Raw genomic sequence first — 21,680 nt, forward strand, 5'->3', positions numbered from 1 at the left:
CAAACACGAGGAGCAAAGGAAGGCATGAAGGAAAGAGTAAAACCGGTGCAGCGATAACTACACCGGCGGAAGACAAAGATTAATACTCAATGCGGTAGCTTAGAGAGTACGCACGGCCTTCAGCTTTGTGGGCGCTGATACCACTGTAAGTGGTTCTTGCCCATTGGCTGTAAACAGTTTCATAGTCTTTGTTCGTCAGATTGGTAATACCTGCACTGAGAACACCGACAGGCAGCTCAAAGGACGCCAGCAGATCAACAACAGTGTAGCCGTCGATTTCGCGATCCTGAATCTGATTACTGCTGTTCAGCCTTTTGCCTTTGTTATAGTCAGCAAACGTGGTGGATTGCAGACGAACATTCAAACCTTCCTGCTCATAGGTTACGTGAGCCATGATCTTTTCTGGAGAAACATCTGCTGCTTCAAGATCCAGCCACTTACCAATTTCCTTGTAGTAACTGCGCCCTTCGGTGAAGGCATAGCTGCCACCCACACTCCAGTTATCATCAACAAAGTAATCTGCAGAGGCTTCGATACCGTAAACCTTTTTCTTCTGGTCCAGCAGGTCTACGTTATGTTCAGCGTTAAAACTGATGGTTTTATCTGATTCGTTATAGAACGCAGAAACCGTTGCCCGGGCAGCATCAAACTCGCCCCTCCAGCCCAACTCATAACTATCAGTCTTGATAGCTTCCAGATTGGCCTCAGAAACATTAGTGCCATTGAGCAACGGGTTAGCAGCCAGAGGGCTGGTTGGAGATACTGCGTTTCTCAAAATACGAGAAGCGTCGGGTACTTCAAAGCCCTGTGAGTAGTTGGCAAACAGGTCATGAGAATCATTGATATGGTAAACGACACCTACGTTGAACAGGTTGTCATCATACTTTCTGGTATCCCCTTTCAATGGAGAACGCAGAGCTTCAGCCGCACCAGTCAGCAACCAGGTTTCCGCCAGCGGGTTGTAATCGCTGATATCCACTTTCGCACGCTCATGGCGCCAGCCAGCATTCAGCGTCCAGTCTTCATTCAGATCGTAGGCACCCTGAACATACAAACCGAGAGTTTTGGTTTTTACATCCGGACCATATTCATAACTTGGACCTGTTGGCGTAATAACTCTACCACCGCTGGCAAGGTAAGCATTACGATCATGCAACTGACCACGCTGCTCACCTTTATCCACATCATAATCAAGGCCATAGGAAATACGCAGACTGTCTGTCAGCTGCTTATCCAGATTAAATTTTATGCCATAAACATCTGCCGTTGATGTGGACTGGTTTACAAAAACACTTGTTCCAACCACGTTGGGATAAGGGAAGAAACGAGCCTCACGCTTACGGTAGTAACCCTGCACAGTCAGGTCATTGCCGTAAAAATCGCTATCGGTGAAAGCAAGGCTGATGGAGTCCCGCTTGGTGTAAGGCTGGTCGTTCAGCTCAAGACCTTTCAGGGGTTCAGGAGAATCAGCAATCACACCGGTCGGTAAAGAAGAGAAGTTTGGTGCAAAGTCAGAATCCATCTCATCGCGGAAAGTCTGCAACGTTGCTTCCAAACGCTGAGTATCGTTGAAGTCAAAACCCAGTTTGATCAGGGCATCTTTGGTGTCGGTATCATTCCGACTTACCTGAGAAGGATCAGGGTTTACACGGTCACCATCCGCATCAAAAATGCTGTCACGGGATTCAAAGGTTCCGCTAACAAAGAAATCAAAAGCACCCTGACGACCACTCACAGTTTGATTCAGAGTATACGCATTCAGCTCATTGTCTGAGATTTTGATACCGGCTTCAGAAGAGAAGTTAACACCGTCTTCTTTAGCCTTTTTGGTGATGATATTGATAATACCGCCGGTTGCTCCGCCACCATAAATAGCGCTGGCACCAGAAACAACTTCAACCCGTTCAATGTTTTCTGGGCGAATGGTACTCATCTGGCGACTGATCTGACGGTTGTCGGCCTGAGAAATGCCATCAATCAGAACCAGAACCTTACGGCCACGAATGCTTTGGGTTCGGTCGGTAACAGTTTGAGTGCTCGGGCCCATGCCCGGTACAAGCTTCTCTAGAATATCAGACAGTTTCTTGCCAGAAACAACCTGATCCTGAAGCTCTTCACCTTCAATAACCTGGACCGTACCAGAAATAGAAGAAACACTTTCTTCCGCACGGGTTGCAGTAACAACCACGTTTTCCAGTTTTGTTGGTGCTGCATTAACAGCTGTAGAGGCAATGCCGCTGTAGAGAGCTACGCCAATTGCCAGAGCCAGCCGGTTTGGTGGTGTTGTGAGCTGGTGTATTTTCATTGTTCTACTCCAGTGTGTTTTTTGGTTTTATTTTTTGAATCAAAGCTATTGCTTATCATTCTCAACTAATCCTTATTTTTATTGTGTCCCGCTTCCTGCGGGGCTGGCTCATCAAACGTTTTTATTAATTTTTGAAAACTATTTGCGGCGCAGATATTTGCCGCTGACCAGAAGCACGATGAAATAAAATCCACCGATACACGACACCACCAGCCCTGCTGGCAGCTCGAACGGATACATCAGTGTGCGAGAGAAGTAATCACCCAAAACCAGCAGAATCGTGCCGGTTAAAGCGGCAGCTGGTATCAGGAAGCGATGACTGGTTAAACCGAATAAACGACAGATATGTGGAGCCATCAATCCAACAAAAGAGATTCCGCCAACAACTGAAACAGTAAGAGAACAGATGATTGCCACAGTTCCCAGCAAACAGACCATCACAGGCGCAGTTTTTACACCCAGCAAACCCGGCCATAAGGAACCAAGGTTGACGATATCCAGCCGTCTCCAGAACAGGCCGGTAACTATCAAACCAACCACTGCCGCCAGCCCAAGTAATTCAGCTGTAGCAAAGCTACTGTGATAAGTAGAGCCACTCAGCCACACTAGTACTTCTGTAGACTGGTTACTCCCCAGCACCAGAACAATATTGATAAGAGTTCCTGCCAGTGCCGACAGGCACAAACCTGTCAAAGCAAACAGCTGAGGCTGAAATCCGGTAAACCGCCCAATAACAAGCAACAGACAAAGTGCAGAGCAGCTGCCGACAAGAGTCAGTCCCACAAGCCCCGTGGAAGAAATTCCGGGAACAAGGACCACTCCCATAACTGCGAACAACACACCGGTTGTCGTTAAACCTGAAACATCAGGGCTGGCCAATGGATTCTTCAGCAGTGTTTGCAGAACAAGGCCAGAGATTCCAAGAATTATTCCTGCAAAAGCTGCTACAAAGACTCTTGGTGCACGCAGATCCCACCAATCGAGAGAGCCAGATCCACCGAGAGCAAAGAAAACAACTCCGCCAGCAAGGCAAGATAAACCCGTTAAAACCAATACCGGCTTCAGCTTTACTAGCGGGTGAATACCGGTTTCTGAAGTTGCTGGTAGTCGACCATTACCCTGGCGATTTCTGGCCAGCATAAAGATCATAAAAGGTGCGCCAATCAGGGTGGTCATGGCACCTGCTGGCAAACTGTAATCCTGGCCAGACAACAGTCTTGCCATAATGTCGGCCCAAAGAAGTAATAGTGCACCAGTCACTGCGGATGCAGGAATTAAAGAGCGAGCACTGCGGAAACCTAATAAGCGCGTTAACGGAGGAGCCACCAGCCCGATAAAGCTGATCATGCCGACTTCACTCACCACCATAGACGACAAAATCAAGGCAACGACCAGCGAGCCATTCACAATCAAATTCACATTAATGCCCAGGCCAAGAGCTGTGCTTTGCCCTAGTTCAACAACATCCAGAGAGCGCCCTAAAGCCCAACTGACAAAACTGAGAACCAGAAGAACAGGCCAGACACGATTCACTCCGGAAAAATCATGTTGAGAAAGATTTCCAGCGCCCCAGGTATACAAACCTTCAAGGCTGTTTTCCCAGAACATCATCAGCCCGGCACTGATAGAACCAAGAGCCAGAGTCATAGCCATACCCACCAGTACCAGATTGACCGGAGAATCGCTGATCATTCGGGAGAGTTTCAGCACCAGAAGCGTTGTTGCCATGGCTCCCGCAAAAGCCACAACAATTGGAGCAGTTGCCATAACACCGGGCACAACAACCATTCCCACTACTGTGGCTAACAAGGCTCCAGCATTTACACCTAGCGTTGCTGGGCTGGCAAAGTTATTACGCGTAGCCTGCTGAATCAGCACACCCGCGATGCCTAACCCGGCACCACACAAAAGTGCCATAGCTGTGCGAGGAATTAATAATGTTGTCAGCAACAGATGCTGAAGCATATCGCCTGTGTCAGACCAAAGAGTCGAGATATCAACTGCGATGCTGCTGGTCTGTACTGAAACAACCGCACTCACCGCTAGCAGCGCGATTAATAGAAAGCTTGTGACTGGTGGCCAGGCATTTTCCCTAATCATCCGGCTTCTCCAGTGAGCTGATCAACAAACTCTTCTACCATGCGACGGGCAGAAAGCGGTCCACCGTACCCCCAGAGCTGTGGCGTGCGATAAACACGGTTTTCCTGAACGGCAGGCATCTGCCGCCAAACCGCAGAGGTAGTCATAGTTCTCGCTTCGCCTTTAATGTCCCCCACCAGCAGAAAGCTGGCATCGCCCACAAGGGGAAGCTGCATCAAATCGATATGGGAAAAGTCTCTGCCCGGCAGAGTTTTCACCCAGGCGTTTTCCAGACCAAGCTCTGAAATAATCGCTCCAGCCAGAGAACCTTCACCAAAAGTTCTTAGCCCAAGGCCCATGCCCACAAACTTGCCAACCATTACCTTGGAGCCAGATAGGCCAGCCTGTTCTATACGACGGCGGTTTTCAGCAAGCACAACATCCAGTTCCTGAAGTTGTTGTTCAGCCATATCTGTTCGATTCAGGAGCTTGGCAACACGGAGATAATTGCCCCGCATACGCTGAAGGTAATTTCTGGAGTCATCGGCATCCGGGTATTGTTTGTAGAGTGCAGTAGGAGCAATATTTTCCAGACGGTCATACAAACGGCCGTGGCGCCAGTTATAACCAAGAATAAGATCCGGTTTCAGGCTCCACAGTTCTTCCATACTGGGTTCAGCACGATGGCCAAGCTCAATAACACCATCAGGAATTGGCGGGTTATTGGATTGCCAATAGCGATAGCCTTTGATGGTGGTTACACCTGCTGGGGTAATACCCAGACTCAAAAGAAACTCAGCCTGAGTCCAGTTCAAAGCAGCAATACGCTCTGGCTCTGCGGCAAGCTCTATTGATCCATAGTCGTGCAAATACGCCTCTGCACTCACCAATGAAGAGAGTGAGAGGAATAAAGAAACAAATATCAGAGACTTCAAACGGCCTATCATTAAGATGCCGCCTCCAGAATCTCCAACTGCACACCATGATTTTTAACTGGCTTATTTAACTGAGGTACCCAAAGGGATTCATTACCGTCATTCCATTGGGCTTTTTCTGCGTGAACATTAAAGACCGACCGCAATAATTGTTTATCAACAACCTGCTCTGCTGGGCCTTGAGTTACCAACTTACCTTCTTTCAGAACCACCAGCTCATCACTGTATTGCGCAGCCTGATTCAAATCGTGAAGCACCCACAGAATCGTGACACCTTTGTCTCGATTCAGGGTTTGAACTGTTTCAATCAGATTAAGCTGATGAGAAATATCCAGCCAGGACGTAGGCTCATCAAGCAGAAGGATTTTTGTATCCTGCGCCAGAGCAACAGCCAACCACGCTCTTTGACGCTCTCCACCAGAAAGTTGAGTCATCTCCCTGCCAGCAAGCTTTTCAAGACCAGCTCTCTCAATCGCTTCATCAACAGCAGCATGATCTTTTGCTGTCATTCGACCAAAAGAACCAACCCAGGGGTAACGCCCACAGCCAACCAATTCCCTGACGGTAATGCCTGAAGGTACAGGTGATGATTGAGGCAACATTGCCAGCTCACGGGCTAATGCTTTGCGATTCCAGTCAGATGAAGGTTTATCGAGAATGTGCAGCTGCCCTTTGCTGGGCAGCTCTTGTCCTGACAACAGTTTTAACAGTGTGCTTTTACCGGAACCATTCGGCCCGATAATTCCTGTTATCTTTCCAGCTTCAATAGAAATATCCAGACCGTCGAGCACAGCGCGATTTTCTGCGATATAAGACAATTGTCTCGTGACAAATGTTGTCTCTGTCATGTGCTGTTTTTCCGGAGGATTCTTGTGTTGTTATATTAAAATCTCGCGAATGATAATGATTTGCATTTATAAAAACAACATTTTGTAGAACCTGTTGAAACACGCTCCGAGAATTAAGAGACGAGTCGTTCACTCATCCATTGATTCGCTTCGTTTCTATCAAGTGTTGCCATCATGGGAAACGGCATAGCAGCTTTCATACGCTCACTGACAACACGTTCTCCATGCTCAATGCTGTCTACCAAACGTGCGACACCCGCACAGTAAACACCAAGGTTTTCTCTCTGCTCCTTGAACCACAAGCCCATGGCTTTACGAGCCTCTGGAGAAAACTGGCTGTTAGGGCGAGCATGAATCAACATTACGAATGGCTGTTTTTTTTCAAGCAAGGCATCCATGTCGTCTAACCATTGCTGTGCTTCTGCATCACTGGCCTGTTTTACAAATTCCAGTTCAACATGTGGCCAACCTTGCATACGAATAGACTGTTCTTCATTCAAGGATTCCAGAGACATCAACTCACTCCTGGTGCAGCTTTGGTTTTATAATCTGGGTTTTTATAATCGGGATTTATTTTTATAGGGGAATCATCCACAACAATTGTGGCGATTAAAAAGAGAACGGAGGCTAAAACAAGAGCGCCAAACATCACCATATCAATGCCAAAGACCATAACTGCTCCAGCCACCATTCCACCTATGGCATAACCACCGCTGTGCATCATGCTCAACAATCCAGTCATCTTTCCGCGTTCATGGTTAACCTGCTCTGCCGCAAGTGCTGTGTAAGCTGGTGTCATCATCATGACTGAAGCCGCTGCCAGGGAGAGTCCAGTCCATATTGCCCACATGGATTCCGTTTGAACCAGCACGAGACAGCCAGTAAGAAGAACCGCCGCACCAGCACGGAGAAAGGTTAAATGTCGGCGCCCCATGAATCGTGAGCAGATTACGTGCATAACCAGTGTGATCAGTGACATTACCATCATCAGTGATGACAGCTGTTCTGTTGTTGCCACAGAACTCAATTGCAAACGGGTTTGCAGAACTGGCCCGATGCTGAACTGCAGAACACCAAAGACTCCGGTCACAAAAACAGCCATCACAAACACAGGGCCGCACAACAGCCAGAGAGGTTCACGAATATTTGGTGCCCCCTCTTCTTTTGAAGATTCCTCAGCTTTACCAGCTTTCACTCCCATCACCATCAGTAACAAAAGCGGTGCCACACCTAAAGCAACCAACAACGCAGAGACACCCCAATGAACAGCAACAAGACCAGCCAGAGGGCCAAGAAGTCGACCGACGTTTATTGCAGCTGATACACGGCTCAGTGCTCTGGCACGTTGAGCATGTGGGGTTGTATCCAGAATATGAGCCTGAACGGATGGATACAGCCCACCAACAAACGCACCATAAACAATTCGGGAGGCAAAGATTAAGGCAACAACCACAAGAGGGCTTAACAAACTTTCCTCCGCTGCAAGAACAACCAGCGCGAGAAGAATATTACCGGCCGCAATAGCAAGAAGAGCAATACGAATAACGTTCAGCCGCCCTAACTTGTCGCTCCTCGCTCCCCAGAAAGGAGCCGTGAACAGAACCATCACCATCCCTGCAGAAAGAGCAGCAGTTAGCAGCGGATATCCCGCTTTTGTCACTTCATTCAACAGCGGCAGGCAGGCGAGTAGAGCCGTTTGTCCAGCACCTTGAAGTACGACGGCAATGATCATTGCCAGCGTATGTGATTGGCCAGAGAGCTTGGAAGTATCTCTCATTTTTATCAGTCCCTGTTGAAATTCTGCTCACACCGTGAGCATAATATTAAATGATAACGATTCTCATTACCAATAAATAACAATTCTCCATATTCAGGGAGCACCGGTGCAGACGCATTTCAGTCCTGCAGCAGAGATGCTGGCTACTAACTGCTTTTTTAACGCACTCTTACGAGAGTGGGACGGGTGGACACTATCACCCGAAGGCACAGTATTAATTCATTTGAGGGAGACTGAAGGCCAACTGATGCTCTCTTTCAAACATCAGGGCATTGCCGGGCGCCACCAGTTCAATCTTGATATCTGGCAGCAACTTCCGGACTCCTCTTCTGTCAGAACACCTTTTCTGAAAGCGGTTGAACTTGTTTGCAGCATGCTTGCAGAAGAGAAGAATATTCCAGAACAAGACACAGCCGATTTCCTTGAGCGAGTTGATAACAGTCTTAGAAACACTCAGATGGCACTGAGTGAGCGGCGCGATGTTCTTGAATCTCTGTTCCACCAGCCAACATTCTTTGCCGAATCTGAACAGGCTTTATTGGCAGGACATTCCATTCATCCTGTACCCAAAAGCCGCACAGGAATGGTTGATTCAGACACTCGCCAATTTGCTCCTGAGTTTGGCCAAAGCTTTGCTCTTCACTGGTTTGCCATTGAGAACAGTCACCTGTGTGCCGACAGTGTTCATCAAAAGTCGTTTGCTGAGCTAACCCGACAACTTGTTGATGAAGATTCCTGGTTGGGAATTATTTTTCAGAACCAGATTCCAGAAGGCTTCACGCTTTTGCCGGCTCACCCATGGCAGGCTCAGCAATGGCTGAAAAACACCTGGATTGCCAGTCTTTTGGAAAACGGAAAGCTCAAAGATCTGGGCGTTAGCGGAACTCACTGGCGAGCCACGTCTTCCATGCGCGCGATCCACGCTCCCCATGCTTCGTTCATGCTGAAATTTTCCCTGAGCGTGAAACTCACCAACTCTGTTCGTCACCTTCTGCCAAAAGAAGTCGAGCGAGGCAAAGAGATTTACCGTGCCCTTGGTGAAACGGAAACCGGGCAGGAGTTTCACCAGCGTTTTCCAAAGTTTTCCATCATCAACGAACCGGCACATGGCGCAATACGCGACCAGGATGGTAGCCCCATGCCGGAAACCATGATTGTGCTGAGAGAAAATCCATTCAGTGAGCAGGACTCTTCTCACATTGAGCTACTCGCAACTCTTACCCAGGACAATCCACACGGCGAGTGCCGTCTGGTGAATCGCATTCGAAGCCTTGCTCTCAGTGAAGGGAGAACATTCCCGGTTGTTGCCAGAGAGTGGTTCAAAGCTTTCCTGGAAAATACTGTTGAGCCTCTCTTGGTTGGGCAGGCCGACTATGGTCTTCTGTTTGGTGCCCACCAGCAAAACCTTCTCATAGATTTAACCACTGGCTACCCAACTAGAGTCTGGTTCCGGGATTGTCAGGGCACAGGTTTCAGCCCTGTTGCTCAAAAGCTGCTGGCAGATGTTTTACCAAAGCATGAAGAGCACAACGAGCACCGTGTTGAAGGGGATATTGGCAATAAACTTTTCACCTATTACCTGCTTATCAACACCACCTTTGGTGTAACCGGAGCGTTAGCTTCATCGGGTGATATTGAAGAATCATTTCTGCTGGAAGATGTAAAACAACTTCTGCAAAGGCTTATCCAGAACAATCCAAGAGACACCTCCTGCCTAGATTACATGCTGAACAGCGAAGAGTTGCTTTCCAAGGGTAATTTCTTCTGCTGCCTGCAATCTCTGAACGAAAACACGCTGGACAACCCTTTGGGGATTTACCACCCCATGGCGAATCCACTGCTTTTGGCTTCTCAAAAACAATTCACATCTCAAGAACAACCTGGCATCAGGGAAAGGAAAGAACAATGAGAGCAAATGTTGAATTCACCATACCTGTTGCCAATTCAGGCGCTGTCACTCTTGGCTTGCTTTCAACCTATATGCTGGAAGCTCACCGTGAAGAAGATCGACTGTGCATTGAACTTGCTAAAGCAGAGCCCTCTGCCCAGCTGACAATCACTCTTGCCCGTGGAAGCAGCAAGCCTTCGTCAGAGACATCTGTACTTCTGGCTGCGCTCACAGATTACCTGTTTTCCCGTTCACAGATTCTGGACGAACTGATCCTGAACTCTGACCTGGTTAACCACCTCCAACAGCACTGTCTGGCCGACGGCCTTGTTACTCGATTGAATGCTGAAGGGGTCGGAATTATCGATCGGGAAGCGTTTTATCAAAATGGTTTGCTCTGGCACTGGCGAGGTAACCGCAATCCTGTGACAGAAACCTGGGAGACAAACGACAAAGGTGTCAGACACCCTCTACGTCAGGAGCAGCCAAGCGGTCTCCTTTACCAGCGTTACGACATCGCCAGCGACTTGCTTGTCACTTTTGAAACCCTCGATCCGGAAAAGCATCTGGATATTTTTCATGATTGGATGAATCAACCACGAGTCGCTGAGTTCTGGGAGCTGGATAAAAGTAAGGAAGAGTTGAAGGAGTATATTAAAACCCTCCGTGCAGATCGTCACAGCTGGCCGGTACTGGCAAGTCTGAACGGCGAAGCCATGGGCTATCTGGAAATGTACTGGGTTCTGGAAGATCGTCTTGGCCCTTATTACGAATGTGATCCCTGGGATCGTGGCAGCCATGTACTTGTTGGCAACACTAACTTCCTGGGTGCCCGTTACTCAAAAGCATGGACCTGCGCGCTCAGTCACTTCCTGTTCCTTGATGATCCTCGTACTCGTACTTTGGCCGGCGAGCCCAGAGCTGATAACAAGCGCCTGCTGAAATTGCTGGAACCGGGCGGCTGGTTCTTTGTAAAAGAATTCGATTTCCCTCATAAACGTGCTGCTCTGATTCAGTGTCGTCGTGAAGAGTTCTTCCAGAAGGTGCGCCTGTAATGCCAAACCGTACCTCTGTTGAACATATTCAGGCCGTTCCACCGTCATCGAACCCGGACATCTGGGAGCAGGCTAATCGCAGATTGCTTGCAAAGTCGATTGGAGAGCTGTGTTGGGAAGAGTTGTTCACCCCAACCATCCTTTCAGACAACCGATGGCAGCTGAACCTGAAAAGCGGTGCCAGTTACCGCTTTCGGGCGTGGCGTAATATCTGGGATCAGCCAGTTGTCGAACCCTCCAGTATTGAGCGTTCCCCAGCACTAGTTCAGAGTTGTGTGCGACAGTTTTATATCGACGCCTGTGAAGAGCTGGAAACTTCACCAGCCACTCTTTCTAATCTTCTGGAAGAGCTGGCCAATACACTGATGGCAGACGTTCAGGTATTTGCTAAACAGAACCTGACTGTATCAGAGCTGGTTCAATTACCGGACGACAGTTTACAGGCGTTTCTGGATGGCCACCCCAAGATTGCAGCCAACAAAGGTCGGATGGGCTGGGGGCTTGAAGATTATCAGCAGTTCTCAACGGAAAGTTCATCCGGTATTCAGCTGGTTTGGCTGGCGTTAGATCGTAACCATTGCCAACTCGCATTATCTCCGGACTGTGAAGAGAGCGTGCTGCTCAGTGCAGTACTCAACGACTCAGAGCAAACCCGCATTAAAAAGATGCTGGCTGAGGAGAATATCTCTCAAGAGCAGTACATTCTGCTTCCCGTTCATCCATGGCAATGGTTTAACAAACTGACAGCTCATTTTGCTTCTGAACTGGCCAACCGGAATATTGTTTATCTCGGGCCATTCGGTGACTTCATGCAACCGCTGCAGTCTCTACGCACTCTAGCCAATGCAGAAAGACCTGAGCAGCCACATATCAAGCTGCCGTTAACAATCCTGAATACGTCCTGCTACCGTGGTATTCCCGGTCGTTACATTACTGCAGGCCCTATTGTTTCCAAGTGGCTGGCAGGCCTTGCTGCAAATGATGAAATATTGAGCCAGAGACGTGCAATTATCCTGCAGGAACCAGCCGGTGCTTTCTATCCACATCCTCTCTATGAGCAGATAGAAAACAGCCCTTACCGTTTTCAGGAAATGCTGGGATGTATATGGCGTGAAAGCGTTGTCAGTCATCTGCAAGATGATGAACGTTCGTTGCTAATGTCTGCACTTTTCCAGAAAGATGGCAACGGAAACCCTCTTATCTGTGAATATATTCACCTCTCAGGTTTATCCACAGAGGAGTGGCTGGAAAAGCTGTTTGATGCTGTTGTTGTACCTCTCTATCACTTGCAATGCCGCTATGGTGTTGGCCTGGTTGCCCATGGTCAGAACATCACTCTGGTACTGAAAAACTGGGTGCCAGCACGAGTTGCTCTGAAAGATTTTCAGGGGGACCTGCGCCTCACTGAAACCGATTACCCCGAACAGGAAGGTTTACCCACCGACGTGAAAAATACTCTGGGCAAACTGCCAGAAAAGTATCTAATTCACGATCTGTTAACCGGCCATTTCGTCACGGTATTACGCTTTATCTCTACAGTTCTGGCTGAACAGAATTTCTCCGAGTCTCGCTTTTACGGAATTCTCAGCTCTGTTCTTCAGCAATACATGGCGAGCACTCCGGAGTTGAAAGAGCGCCATACTCTTTTCAACTTGTTCACACCAAAAATCGAACGCATCTGCCTGCATAGAGTGCGCTTCAAACAAGGTTACGACGATTCTGCTGAGCGCCCTTTGCCGGCACTTGGCACACCGCTAAACAACCCTCTCTATCTCTCACTGGAAAAGAACAATGACACGCTTTGAAGGACCACTCGATCTCGCCGGTATTGGTGCAGGGCCATTCAACCTGAGCCTGGCAGCCCTGCTGGACGGCATTCCCACATGCAATGCCGCTTTCTTTGATAACAAGGAACAGTTCAGCTGGCACCCTGGGCTAATGCTACCCGGTGCACGTATGCAGACTTCCTGCCTGAAGGATCTGGTCACTCCGGTTTCACCTACCAGCCCATGGTCGTTTTTAAACTTTCTGGTTTCCAAGGGGCGCTTCTATGACTTTATGTCACTGGAGTCCTTTGTTATCAGTCGTCAGGAGTTTACTGAATATATGTCATGGGTTGCTGCCGGCTTGCAAAACCTGCAGTTCAACTCCGGTATTCGGGAAGTGTCATTTGAGAACGGCTGTTTTGTACTGAGAACTGATGACCAGAGTTATACCGCCAATAACCTTTGTCTCGGTACAGGCAAAGTTCCCCACCAGCCCGAATGTACTTTGCCATTTATTGGCGAAGACTGCTTCCATGCCACCAGCCTGAACAACCAGAAGCCTTCTCTGGCAGGCAAACGTGTTGCTGTTATCGGTGGAGGGCAAACCGGTGCCGAAGTGTTTATGAACAGTCTGAATGGATTGTGGGGCGCGCCTTCAGAAGCTGTCTGGGTATCTCGACGTTCAAACTTTGAACCATTGGATGAAAGTCCGTTCACCAATCAGTTTTTCACTCCAGCTTACGTTGAAGCGTTCCATGGCATTGAAAGCTCGAGAAAGAAAACGATTACTGATCGTCAGAAGCTTGCCAGCGACGGTATAACACCCGCCTACCTGAACCAAATGTATGAAGAGCTTTACTATCGTTCCTATGTAGAGGAAGGCTCTATGCCACCATGGAATCTTCTTCCTGACAGAACACTTTGCGGTATGAGCAAATCAGGCAATGGTTACCAGCTGGAACTGTCTAATAACTTCCAGCAGGGCAGTGAACATATTGAGGCGGATTGCGTCATCCTGTGTACAGGTTTTGAGTACAAACTGCCGGAGTATTTGGAGCCCCTGCTTCCACATATTGATCTATCTGAAGGAAACCTGCAGCTTGGTAGTAATTTCCAAGTGCAGTGGGATGGCCCGGCAAACAGAAATATTTACGCTGTAAATGCAGGGCTGCACAGTCATGGCATTGCCGAACCACAACTCAGCTTGAATGCATGGCGTGCCGCGAAAATCATTAACAACTTACTGGATTATGAGCACTTCGCTCTTGGCCACGGTCGTCGACTGATTGAGTGGGAAAAACAAAACAAACCATCTCTTTCACAAAACGCAGCCTGACCTCAAATAAGACGGGAGCCTGATAAAAATAGGCTCCCGTTTCCTTTCCCTGTTTTCCTTTCGCCTTAACAATCCTCAAACCGGTAACGATTTTTAACTTTCCAGATCCCCATAGCTTTGCCATATAATGCCCAGGCACAAACTACAAAAATAACAACAGCATGAAGAAGTACGTTGCGCTGGTTTCCCTTATTGGCACCATTCTTCCGTTATCTGCACCAGCTTTAGAGTGCAACGGCAATACCTGCGCAGAAATCAGCAGCCTCGATACCATCACCATTATTCCCACTGAAGATATGCTCACCGGCTCTGGCACTCAAACATTGCAGGTGACAGAAGATTATTGCGCTTTCGCATACAACCAGTTTAACAACACACCTACGTCTTACGACGTACAATTCCAGACAGAGTCCAATGCCACAAACCTGGGTAATGGCAATTATCGTATTGGCGGGAACAGCGGCCCAGAGCTAAATCTGCAGTGGCGCGGTAATCCAACCAGTTCTTACGCCAATGTAAATACTGGCCAGCTTACAGCTGATACTCCCGGAGCGCTGAACTGTTCACAGGACAATGCCAAAGCATCTCTCAGGGTCACTATTTCAGCGGCAGAGATTCAGGCTGCCCAGCCTGGTAATTACAGCGGTTCTCTCAGTATGGATATGGGGCAAGGCAGTAGTGTTTTCCATTCCCGCATCCCCTTTGAGATAAAGTTGCCAAAACTTGCCAAGATCAGCGGACTTCAGGATATTCTGGTCGATTCCAGAAATAACGCAGATACATTTTATGTAGAGACCCGGCACTTTTGTGTATTTGTTTGGGGTGGCGGTGATTATACGTTGCGTGCCGACAGTACGAATGCCCAGGGCAACCAGTTCCGGTTACTGAATGGCTCCAATGCCATCAATTATATCCTTCGCCTGAGAGCAACAGGGAAAGGTTTCCAAACAGTCACTCCAGGGCAAACAGTTACGTCCACAGGCTCCCATACCAACATCAATTGTAATGGCGGTACAAATGCCAGAGTAAGGGTCAGAATTAATGATGCAGAAATAGATAACAAACCATCTGGTTCTTATACCGATACAGTTACCCTGACAGTGGAACCCACCTGATCCCACCATCAGAGAAAACAAGGTTTACTGATCCCGCCCCATCATTTGATAAGCCGCACGCTGATTTCTATCAGCCCTGCGTGCCATCCACCAGGAAACGAATGCTGCCAGCGACACGCAGAGAATTATCAGCGTTGCCAGTGCATTAACCTTTGGTGAAACACCCAATCGTACTGATGAGAAAACGACCATTGGCAATGTTGTTGAACCTGGCCCCGCAACAAAGCTGGAAATCACCAGATCATCGAGTGAAAGAGTGAACGATAGCAGCCACGCCGAAGCCAAAGCCGGTGCGATGGTCGGTAGCGTAATGACAAAGAAGGTTTTCAAAGGAGACGCTCCCAGATCCATTGCGGCTTCTTCAATAGAGACATCCATCTCCCGCAGGCGGGAACTGATAACAATCGTCGTATAAGCCGTACAGAAGGTCACGTGGGCAATCCAGATAGTGAGCATGCCTCGATCTTCCGGCCAGCCGATACTGGTCGACAGGGACACAAACATCAGCAGCAATGACAAACCAATGATAACGTCCGGCATAACCAATGGTGCTGTGATCATACTGCTGAACAGCGTACGCCCACGAAAACGCCCGTACCGATTGAGCAGATAAGCTGCCATTGTTCCTAAAACCACTGCTGCGGTTGCTGCAGATACAGCAATTTCTAAACTGGTGATCACAGCTTCTATAAGCTGGCGGTCACGAAACAGTTCTCCATACCACTTAGTTGAAAACCCAGCCCACACCGTTACCAACTTGGAAGCGTTGAAGGAATAGATCACTAGAATAAACATGGGCAGGTAGAGAAACGCCAGCCCAAAGCCAAGAATGATGTTGGAGAAACTGTACTTCTTCCCTGTCATGACCGTTCCTCCATTTCCTTAAGCCGTGCGTGATTAAAGATCATGATCGGAATCAGCAGAACCAACAGCATCACAATGGCCAGAGCCGATGCTACCGGCCAGTCCCGGTTATTAAAGAACTCCTGCCAGAGAATCTTGCCAATCATCAGTGTTTCCGGCCCGCCCAATAGCTGAGGAATAACAACCTCACCAACGGCAGGAATAAACACCAGCATGGAACCGGCAATGATTCCGCTCTTGGACAACGGCAGAGTTATCTTGAAGAAACACTCCAGGGGCCGGGCACCAAGATCCTGTGCAGCTTCCAGCAAGCTGTTATCCAGCTTTACCAAATTGGAATAAATCGGCAGAACCATAAACGGCAAATAGGCATACACAATGCCGATATACACAGCCACATTGGTATTCAGAATCTGCAGCGGTTGATCAATTACGCCCATCCACAGCAACAGGTTATTCAGCAAGCCATTGTTTCTGAGAATGCCCATCCACGCATAAATGCGGATCAGAAAGGAAGTCCACGACGGCAGCAGAACAGCCACAAGCAAAGCTGACTGCCACTGTTTAGGTGCGCGCGCCATGGCATAAGCCATTGGGTACCCAACAGCCAGACAGAACAAAGTACCGAAGAACGCAATCTCTACCGAACCAAGGTAAGCAGACAAATATAGCGGATCATCTACTAACCAAATGTAGTTCCCCAGATTCAGAATTATCGTTAACGCCTCATCGGCATATTCAAACAGTGATGAATAAGGAGGAATAGCAATTTCGGTGTAAGCGAAACTGATCTTCAGTACGATGACAAAGGGGATCAAAAAGAACAGCAGCATCCAGATAAAAGGAATGCCAATTACTGTTCTCCGGCCAAACTCCGAGCGCAATTCGCGCCAGTCTGGCGACAAAAGCTTACGCAAGGTCATGAGTTCAGTACCACACTGCTATCCGCTTCCCAGGCGATATAAACCTTGTCATCCCAGGTTGGGTGGTCTGCCGTACGCACGGTGTTTGCCATATTGGATTGCACAATAGTGCCGTCCGGCAGCTGAATGTAATAAACCGAGTGGGCTCCAAGGTAAGCAATATCGTATACGATACCTTCCGCCCAGTTGCAGTTTTCACCCGGCCGTTCTTTGTTGATTTCAATCTTCTCGGGGCGAATAGCCACCCAGCATTTACGGTCTTCCAACGGTGCGGCAATACCGTGATCGATATAAACAGGGCCCGGCAGTTGTGAGCACTGAATAATCACGTGATCTGCTTCATCTTCAGAAATCTCGCCAGCAAAGATATTCACTGAACCAATAAACTCAGCGGTCATCCTGCTGTTGGGGTTTTCATAGATATCCACAGGAGACCCGGTCTGCACAATCCAGCCCGCATCCATAATGCCGATGCGATCAGCCATGGTCATGGCTTCTTCCTGGTCGTGAGTCACCATCAGACAGGTAACACCCACCTTTTCCAGAATCTCTACAACTTCCAGCTGCATCTGGGTACGCAGCTGTTTATCAAGAGCGCCCATTGGCTCATCAAGCAGAAGAAGCTTTGGACGCTTTGCCAGGCTGCGGGCCAGAGCAACACGCTGACGTTGGCCACCAGAAAGCTGATGAGGTTTTCTGCGAGCGTATGGCTGCATGCGTACCAGACGAAGTAATTCCCCCACACGCTCTTTAATTTCTTCTGCAGGAAGCTTGTCCTGCTTCAGACCAAAGGCAACATTCTGTTCAACGGTCATATGCGGGAACAGTGCATACGACTGGAACATCATATTAATGGGGCGTTCGTAAGGTGGCAGGTTGGTAATATCCTGGCCGTCCAGAAGGATTTTTCCTTCACTGGGTTTTTCAAATCCTGCCAGCATGCGTAGCAGAGTAGATTTACCTGAACCAGACCCACCCAATAGAGCAAAGATTTCGCCTTTATTGATCGTCAGGGATACATCATCAACCGCAACGGTTTCCTCAAAGTTTTTGGAAACACGTTCAATTTTCAGCAGTGCCTGTTTCTTTTCCCGGGCACTGAATGTTTTCTTATAGAATCCAGATGGTACGGCCATCGACGTCTGATCTCCCACGCAGCCAAAACTACGTGACTAAAACAGTCATCCCATTCACGTTTCTGGCTGGGCACGAACAAAAGTCCGGCGGAGCCAGGCTGGGAGTGCTGTAGTTAGGGAAGCAAAAATGCCTAAAAAATAGTACAAATCGCCCTGCTATCTGAAGCAAAGCACTTAGACTTACCGGTTTGGTCTGGCTCACCTGCCAGTGAGGATTCTGTTCCAGCCTCTGGTGATTACCCGATTCAGTTTGGGTGAAATTTCCTGAAAGGCATAAAGGCGTTTAGCCGTTTGCTCGTCAGGATAAATGCCAGTGTTACCGGCAATCTCTTCATCCATAAACAGGCGGGAAGCCGGATTGGGATTCGCATAGGAAACGTAGTTGCTGATATCAGCTATAACTTTTGGCTCAAGCAGATAGTTCAGGAACTGATGAGCTTCATCGATATTTTCTGCACCGGAAGGAATAGCCAGCATATCGAACCAGACTCCAGCGCCTTCTTTAGGAATGGAGTAGGCAATTTCAAAAGTTCTGCCAGCATCTTCAGCTCGATCGGATGCCATCAAAACATCGCCCGACCAGCCGACAGCGACAGCAATATCACCGTTTGCGAGGTCGGTAATATATCGAGACGAATGAAAGTAGGTAATGTATTCACGTACGCCAGAAATGACTTCTTCAGCTTTGGCGTAGTCTTTTGGATTGGTACTATTTGGATCCAATCCCAGATAGCTTAACGCTGCAGGATAAATCTCTGTAGGAGCGTCAAGGAAAGCAACGCCATAGGGCGCCAGCTTTTTCATATTCTCGGGGTCAAATATAAGAGCCCAGCTGTTGACTGGTGCATCTTTCCCCAGGGCCTTTTCAACAAGTTCTTTGTTGTAGCCAATACCGGTTGTTCCCCACATATAAGGAACGGCATATTGGTTGCCTTTATCGTGACTCTGCAGTTTATCTAGCAGCCCAGGATCGAGGTTTTTCCAGTTTGGAAGATTGGTTTTATCCAGTTTAATAAACGCGCCGGCTTTTACCTGTCGAGATAAAAACTCACTGGTTGGCGCAACAATATCGTAGCCTGAGTTACCAGACAGTAGCTTGGCTTCAAGCATTTCATTACTGTCAAACGCATCGTACGTAACACTGACCCCTGTCTTCTTTTCAAAGTTAGTCAATGTATTCTCGGCGATGTAGTCATTCCAGTTCAGAACATTTACGTTCTCAGCAACTACACCGCCACTCACACTTAAAGCAGTGAATACGAACAGCAGATACCTTTTAAGGTACTTCATCGGCATGTCTCATTGGAAAGTCGTATAACGAAGCACAGAGTTGAATAACTGTGCAGACAGGGCGCAATGTGGAAGTAAGAAATACATCATCGCCAGGTGCGCACATTGTCTTCAGACACTGGTAAAGGTCAATGATTATTTCTTTGAATACTGTCAATCTATACAAATATTTTTACAGTGGATTGAACCTGAAAACTGGAGTGGGGTTTAAACGGTAGGCAAAGAAAAGGCCTCTTGCGGGTGAGGCCTGAACTGGCGGTCGCTTTTAGAGTTACCCTTCCCTGGGTTACACGGCCCTGTGCGCTAACCATCCATGTAATAGTAATAGTAGGAGTAAGCCTGTCTGGGCAACAGACGCAGATGTCGGTTTATCGTGTAGGAAATATCTCACACGCCGATTATCTATTCAGGCGCGTTCAACATGCTCCAATAAATGAGGTGAAATCTGGCAATCGTTGCACTTCTTTACTTGTCAGATATCCACCTGTTTCATAGACCAATGAATTAATAAGATCTTGCTATGTGGGATACCAATAATATGGGAAACAACCTGAAACACATCGGAGTACTCACATCAGGTGGTGATGCACCTGGCATGAACGCAGCCATTCGTGCTGTTGTACGAGCATGTGCCCATTACAACATCAAGGTCAGCGGTATCTCTGAAGGCTATCAGGGATTAATTGATAACGAGCTCAGGGAAATGGATGCACGCTCTGTTGCTCATATCATTAACCGCGGTGGCACAATGCTGAAGTCTGCGCGCTGTCAGGGTTTTCGAACCAAAGAAGGACGACAGCAAGCGTATGAAAATCTGAAGAAAAACAATATCGATGCATTAGTCGTTATCGGCGGTGACGGCTCTTTTACCGGGGCCAGCATTTTCTCTTCTGAATTCGATATTCCTGTTATCGGTGTACCCGGAACAATAGACAACGATATCTACGGTACTGACTTTACGATCGGTTATGACACAGCTCTGAATTGCGTTGTCGAAGCATTGGACCGAATTCGTGATACCGCCACTTCCCATAACCGCTTGTTCTTTATTGAATGTATGGGACGTGACTCAGGCTTTATTGCACTGAATGCAGGTATTGCCGGTGGCGCTACCGAGATTCTGATTCCTGAAGACAACAAAAGTATTGATGACCTTGTTGATAAGCTGAAATCCAGCCGTGCCTCAAACAAGACATCCAATATTGTTCTGGTTGCAGAAGGTGATCAGTTAGGCGACACATTCAAGCTGGCAGAGAAAACTGAAAAGCTTTTACCTGAATACAGCATTCGGGTTTCGGTTCTCGGCCATATCCAACGTGGTGGCAATCCCAGCTGTGCTGACAGGGTTTTAGCCAGTCGTTTGGGTGTAGCAGCTGTAGAACAGCTTCTGGCTGGCCATAGTGGCATTATGGTGGGTGTTCAGAACAGCTCCGTGACAACGGTTTCTTTGCATGATGCAATCAGCCGTAAGCCGGGTATCGATACTGATCTGGTTCACGTAGCAGATATTGTTTCTCTTTAATAAAGTTTAATAAAAAGAAAGGGGCACCAATGGTGCCCCTTTCTTTTTTAGTTCTCGGTTTGCTACTGCAGAATATAAATCGCAAATCCGATCCAGCTTGCAACACATAGCCCCCATGGAAGCCAATGTTGTTTATAGATAACGGATTCAGTGTTCAGGGTTTCTTCAGGCTGAATAGTTTCCTGCTGACGGGCTTTCTTCTTCTGCTGTTTATCCAGCTCCCGCATTTTCGCTTTGTGCTGCTTTTTATATTGCTCAATTCCTTTCTGAATTCCCTGAGCAATTAAGCGGGTCTGTTCTTTTGTCTGCCCAGGTTTCTGCGTAGCTTTGGCTATCTTGGTGGCTTCATCCTGAGATTTAGATGATGAAGATTTTCTGTTTTGACTTCCTGACACAGCACATCCCGTTACAACATTATTTGCTGAGGAGAGAGGGTAACAGATTCTGGAAATTTGAGGATGAGGAATAATGACGAGGTAGAAATAGAAAACCCCAGCCGACTAATTCATTGAATATGCCGACTGGGGTTTATATTTAGCGCCTGGCGATGACCTACTCTCACATGGGGAAGCCCCACACTACCATCGGCGATACCTCGTTTCACTGCTGAGTTCGGGATGGGATCAGGTGGTTCCAAAGCTCTTTCGTCGCCAGGCAAAACTGGTGCTGAAGATGATGACTGTGTGTCTTATCTTCAGCTAGGAATCTGTCGTTTGTTGCTGACACTTCGTTGTATGTGTCGATCGTTTCGCGTTATCGGATCATAAGATCGCTTTGGCGTTATATGGTCAAGCCGCACGAGTCATTAGTACTGGTTAGCTCAACGCCTCACAACGCTTAC

General features: G+C 48.0%; 17 protein-coding genes and 1 rRNA gene. 6 read left to right on the plus strand and 12 right to left on the minus strand.

Annotated features, from left to right (window positions below; translation table 11 throughout):
- Nucleotides 1-79: 79 nt before the first annotated feature.
- The 6 genes from ACY2RR_RS17920 to ACY2RR_RS17945 all read right to left on the minus strand — a co-directional run bounded on the left by ACY2RR_RS17920 (nucleotide 80) and on the right by ACY2RR_RS17945 (nucleotide 7,944).
- The gene (locus ACY2RR_RS17920) at nucleotides 80-2,305 is read right to left on the minus strand and encodes a TonB-dependent receptor (RefSeq protein ID WP_490109545.1); all 2,226 of its coding nucleotides are present in this window, start codon (nucleotides 2,303-2,305) and stop codon (nucleotides 80-82) included.
- Between the two features lie 138 nt (nucleotides 2,306-2,443).
- Nucleotides 2,444-4,405, minus strand: a complete 1,962-nt coding sequence (locus tag ACY2RR_RS17925; protein WP_490109546.1) for an iron ABC transporter permease — start codon at nucleotides 4,403-4,405, stop codon at nucleotides 2,444-2,446.
- Nucleotides 4,402-5,331, minus strand: a complete 930-nt coding sequence (locus ACY2RR_RS17930; protein ID WP_490109547.1) for an iron-siderophore ABC transporter substrate-binding protein — start codon at nucleotides 5,329-5,331, stop codon at nucleotides 4,402-4,404. The genes ACY2RR_RS17925 and ACY2RR_RS17930 overlap by 4 nt, the downstream gene beginning before the upstream one ends.
- Nucleotides 5,331-6,167, minus strand: coding sequence for an ABC transporter ATP-binding protein (locus ACY2RR_RS17935; protein ID WP_490109548.1), 837 nt, complete (start codon nucleotides 6,165-6,167; stop codon nucleotides 5,331-5,333). The genes ACY2RR_RS17930 and ACY2RR_RS17935 overlap by 1 nt, the downstream gene beginning before the upstream one ends.
- A 113-nt stretch (nucleotides 6,168-6,280) precedes the next feature.
- Nucleotides 6,281-6,682 (minus strand): hypothetical protein, encoded by a 402-nt coding sequence (locus ACY2RR_RS17940; protein ID WP_490109549.1) that lies wholly within the window; start codon nucleotides 6,680-6,682, stop codon nucleotides 6,281-6,283.
- Nucleotides 6,682-7,944 carry an MFS transporter gene (locus ACY2RR_RS17945; protein WP_490109550.1) on the minus strand — a complete coding sequence of 421 codons (1,263 nt, stop codon included), beginning with the start codon at nucleotides 7,942-7,944 and terminating at the stop codon, nucleotides 6,682-6,684. Before ACY2RR_RS17945 ends, ACY2RR_RS17940 begins: the two co-directional genes overlap by 1 nt.
- A gap of 106 nt (nucleotides 7,945-8,050) precedes the next feature.
- On the opposite strand from ACY2RR_RS17945, the gene ACY2RR_RS17950 reads away from it, so the two are divergent.
- From ACY2RR_RS17950 to ACY2RR_RS17970, 5 genes are all read left to right on the plus strand, one after another.
- Nucleotides 8,051-9,853: an IucA/IucC family protein gene (locus ACY2RR_RS17950; protein WP_490109551.1), complete on the plus strand. Its 1,803-nt coding sequence runs from the start codon at nucleotides 8,051-8,053 to the stop codon at nucleotides 9,851-9,853.
- Nucleotides 9,850-10,887, plus strand: a complete 1,038-nt coding sequence (locus tag ACY2RR_RS17955; RefSeq protein WP_490109552.1) for a GNAT family N-acetyltransferase — start codon at nucleotides 9,850-9,852, stop codon at nucleotides 10,885-10,887. Before ACY2RR_RS17950 ends, ACY2RR_RS17955 begins: the two co-directional genes overlap by 4 nt.
- Nucleotides 10,887-12,692, plus strand: coding sequence for an IucA/IucC family protein (locus ACY2RR_RS17960; RefSeq protein ID WP_490109553.1), 1,806 nt, complete (start codon nucleotides 10,887-10,889; stop codon nucleotides 12,690-12,692). Before ACY2RR_RS17955 ends, ACY2RR_RS17960 begins: the two co-directional genes overlap by 1 nt.
- The gene (locus ACY2RR_RS17965) at nucleotides 12,679-13,989 is read left to right on the plus strand and encodes a lysine N(6)-hydroxylase/L-ornithine N(5)-oxygenase family protein (protein ID WP_490109554.1); all 1,311 of its coding nucleotides are present in this window, start codon (nucleotides 12,679-12,681) and stop codon (nucleotides 13,987-13,989) included. Before ACY2RR_RS17960 ends, ACY2RR_RS17965 begins: the two co-directional genes overlap by 14 nt.
- A 161-nt stretch (nucleotides 13,990-14,150) precedes the next feature.
- A complete protein-coding gene (locus ACY2RR_RS17970; protein ID WP_490109555.1) occupies nucleotides 14,151-15,104 on the plus strand; it encodes a hypothetical protein in 954 nt (317 codons plus the stop codon).
- Nucleotides 15,105-15,128: 24 nt separating this feature from the next.
- Here ACY2RR_RS17970 and ACY2RR_RS17975 read toward each other — a convergent pair whose 3' ends face one another.
- The 4 genes from ACY2RR_RS17975 to ACY2RR_RS17990 form a co-directional block, all read right to left on the minus strand.
- Nucleotides 15,129-15,968 carry an ABC transporter permease subunit gene (locus ACY2RR_RS17975; protein ID WP_490109556.1) on the minus strand — a complete coding sequence of 280 codons (840 nt, stop codon included), beginning with the start codon at nucleotides 15,966-15,968 and terminating at the stop codon, nucleotides 15,129-15,131.
- The gene (locus ACY2RR_RS17980; protein ID WP_490109557.1) at nucleotides 15,965-16,891 is read right to left on the minus strand and encodes an ABC transporter permease subunit; all 927 of its coding nucleotides are present in this window, start codon (nucleotides 16,889-16,891) and stop codon (nucleotides 15,965-15,967) included. The genes ACY2RR_RS17975 and ACY2RR_RS17980 overlap by 4 nt, the downstream gene beginning before the upstream one ends.
- Entirely contained in the window at nucleotides 16,888-18,027 is a 1,140-nt protein-coding gene (locus tag ACY2RR_RS17985; protein WP_490109558.1) for an ABC transporter ATP-binding protein, read from the minus strand. The genes ACY2RR_RS17980 and ACY2RR_RS17985 overlap by 4 nt, the downstream gene beginning before the upstream one ends.
- A gap of 198 nt (nucleotides 18,028-18,225) precedes the next feature.
- Nucleotides 18,226-19,317: a polyamine ABC transporter substrate-binding protein gene (locus ACY2RR_RS17990; protein WP_490109559.1), complete on the minus strand. Its 1,092-nt coding sequence runs from the start codon at nucleotides 19,315-19,317 to the stop codon at nucleotides 18,226-18,228.
- A 520-nt stretch (nucleotides 19,318-19,837) separates the two neighbouring features.
- On the opposite strand from ACY2RR_RS17990, the gene pfkA reads away from it, so the two are divergent.
- Nucleotides 19,838-20,839, plus strand: coding sequence for a 6-phosphofructokinase (gene pfkA / locus ACY2RR_RS17995; protein ID WP_490109560.1), 1,002 nt, complete (start codon nucleotides 19,838-19,840; stop codon nucleotides 20,837-20,839).
- Nucleotides 20,840-20,901: 62 nt separating this feature from the next.
- On the opposite strand, the gene ACY2RR_RS18000 is transcribed toward pfkA, so the two are convergent.
- Both ACY2RR_RS18000 and rrf read right to left on the minus strand, forming a co-directional pair.
- Entirely contained in the window at nucleotides 20,902-21,234 is a 333-nt protein-coding gene (locus ACY2RR_RS18000; RefSeq protein WP_490109561.1) for a DUF2956 domain-containing protein, read from the minus strand.
- A gap of 144 nt (nucleotides 21,235-21,378) precedes the next feature.
- Nucleotides 21,379-21,494: ribosomal RNA gene (gene rrf / locus ACY2RR_RS18005) — 5S ribosomal RNA — on the minus strand.
- Nucleotides 21,495-21,680: the final 186 nt, after the last annotated feature.

The organism is Parendozoicomonas sp. 2304DJ65-17 (assembly GCF_058148445.1).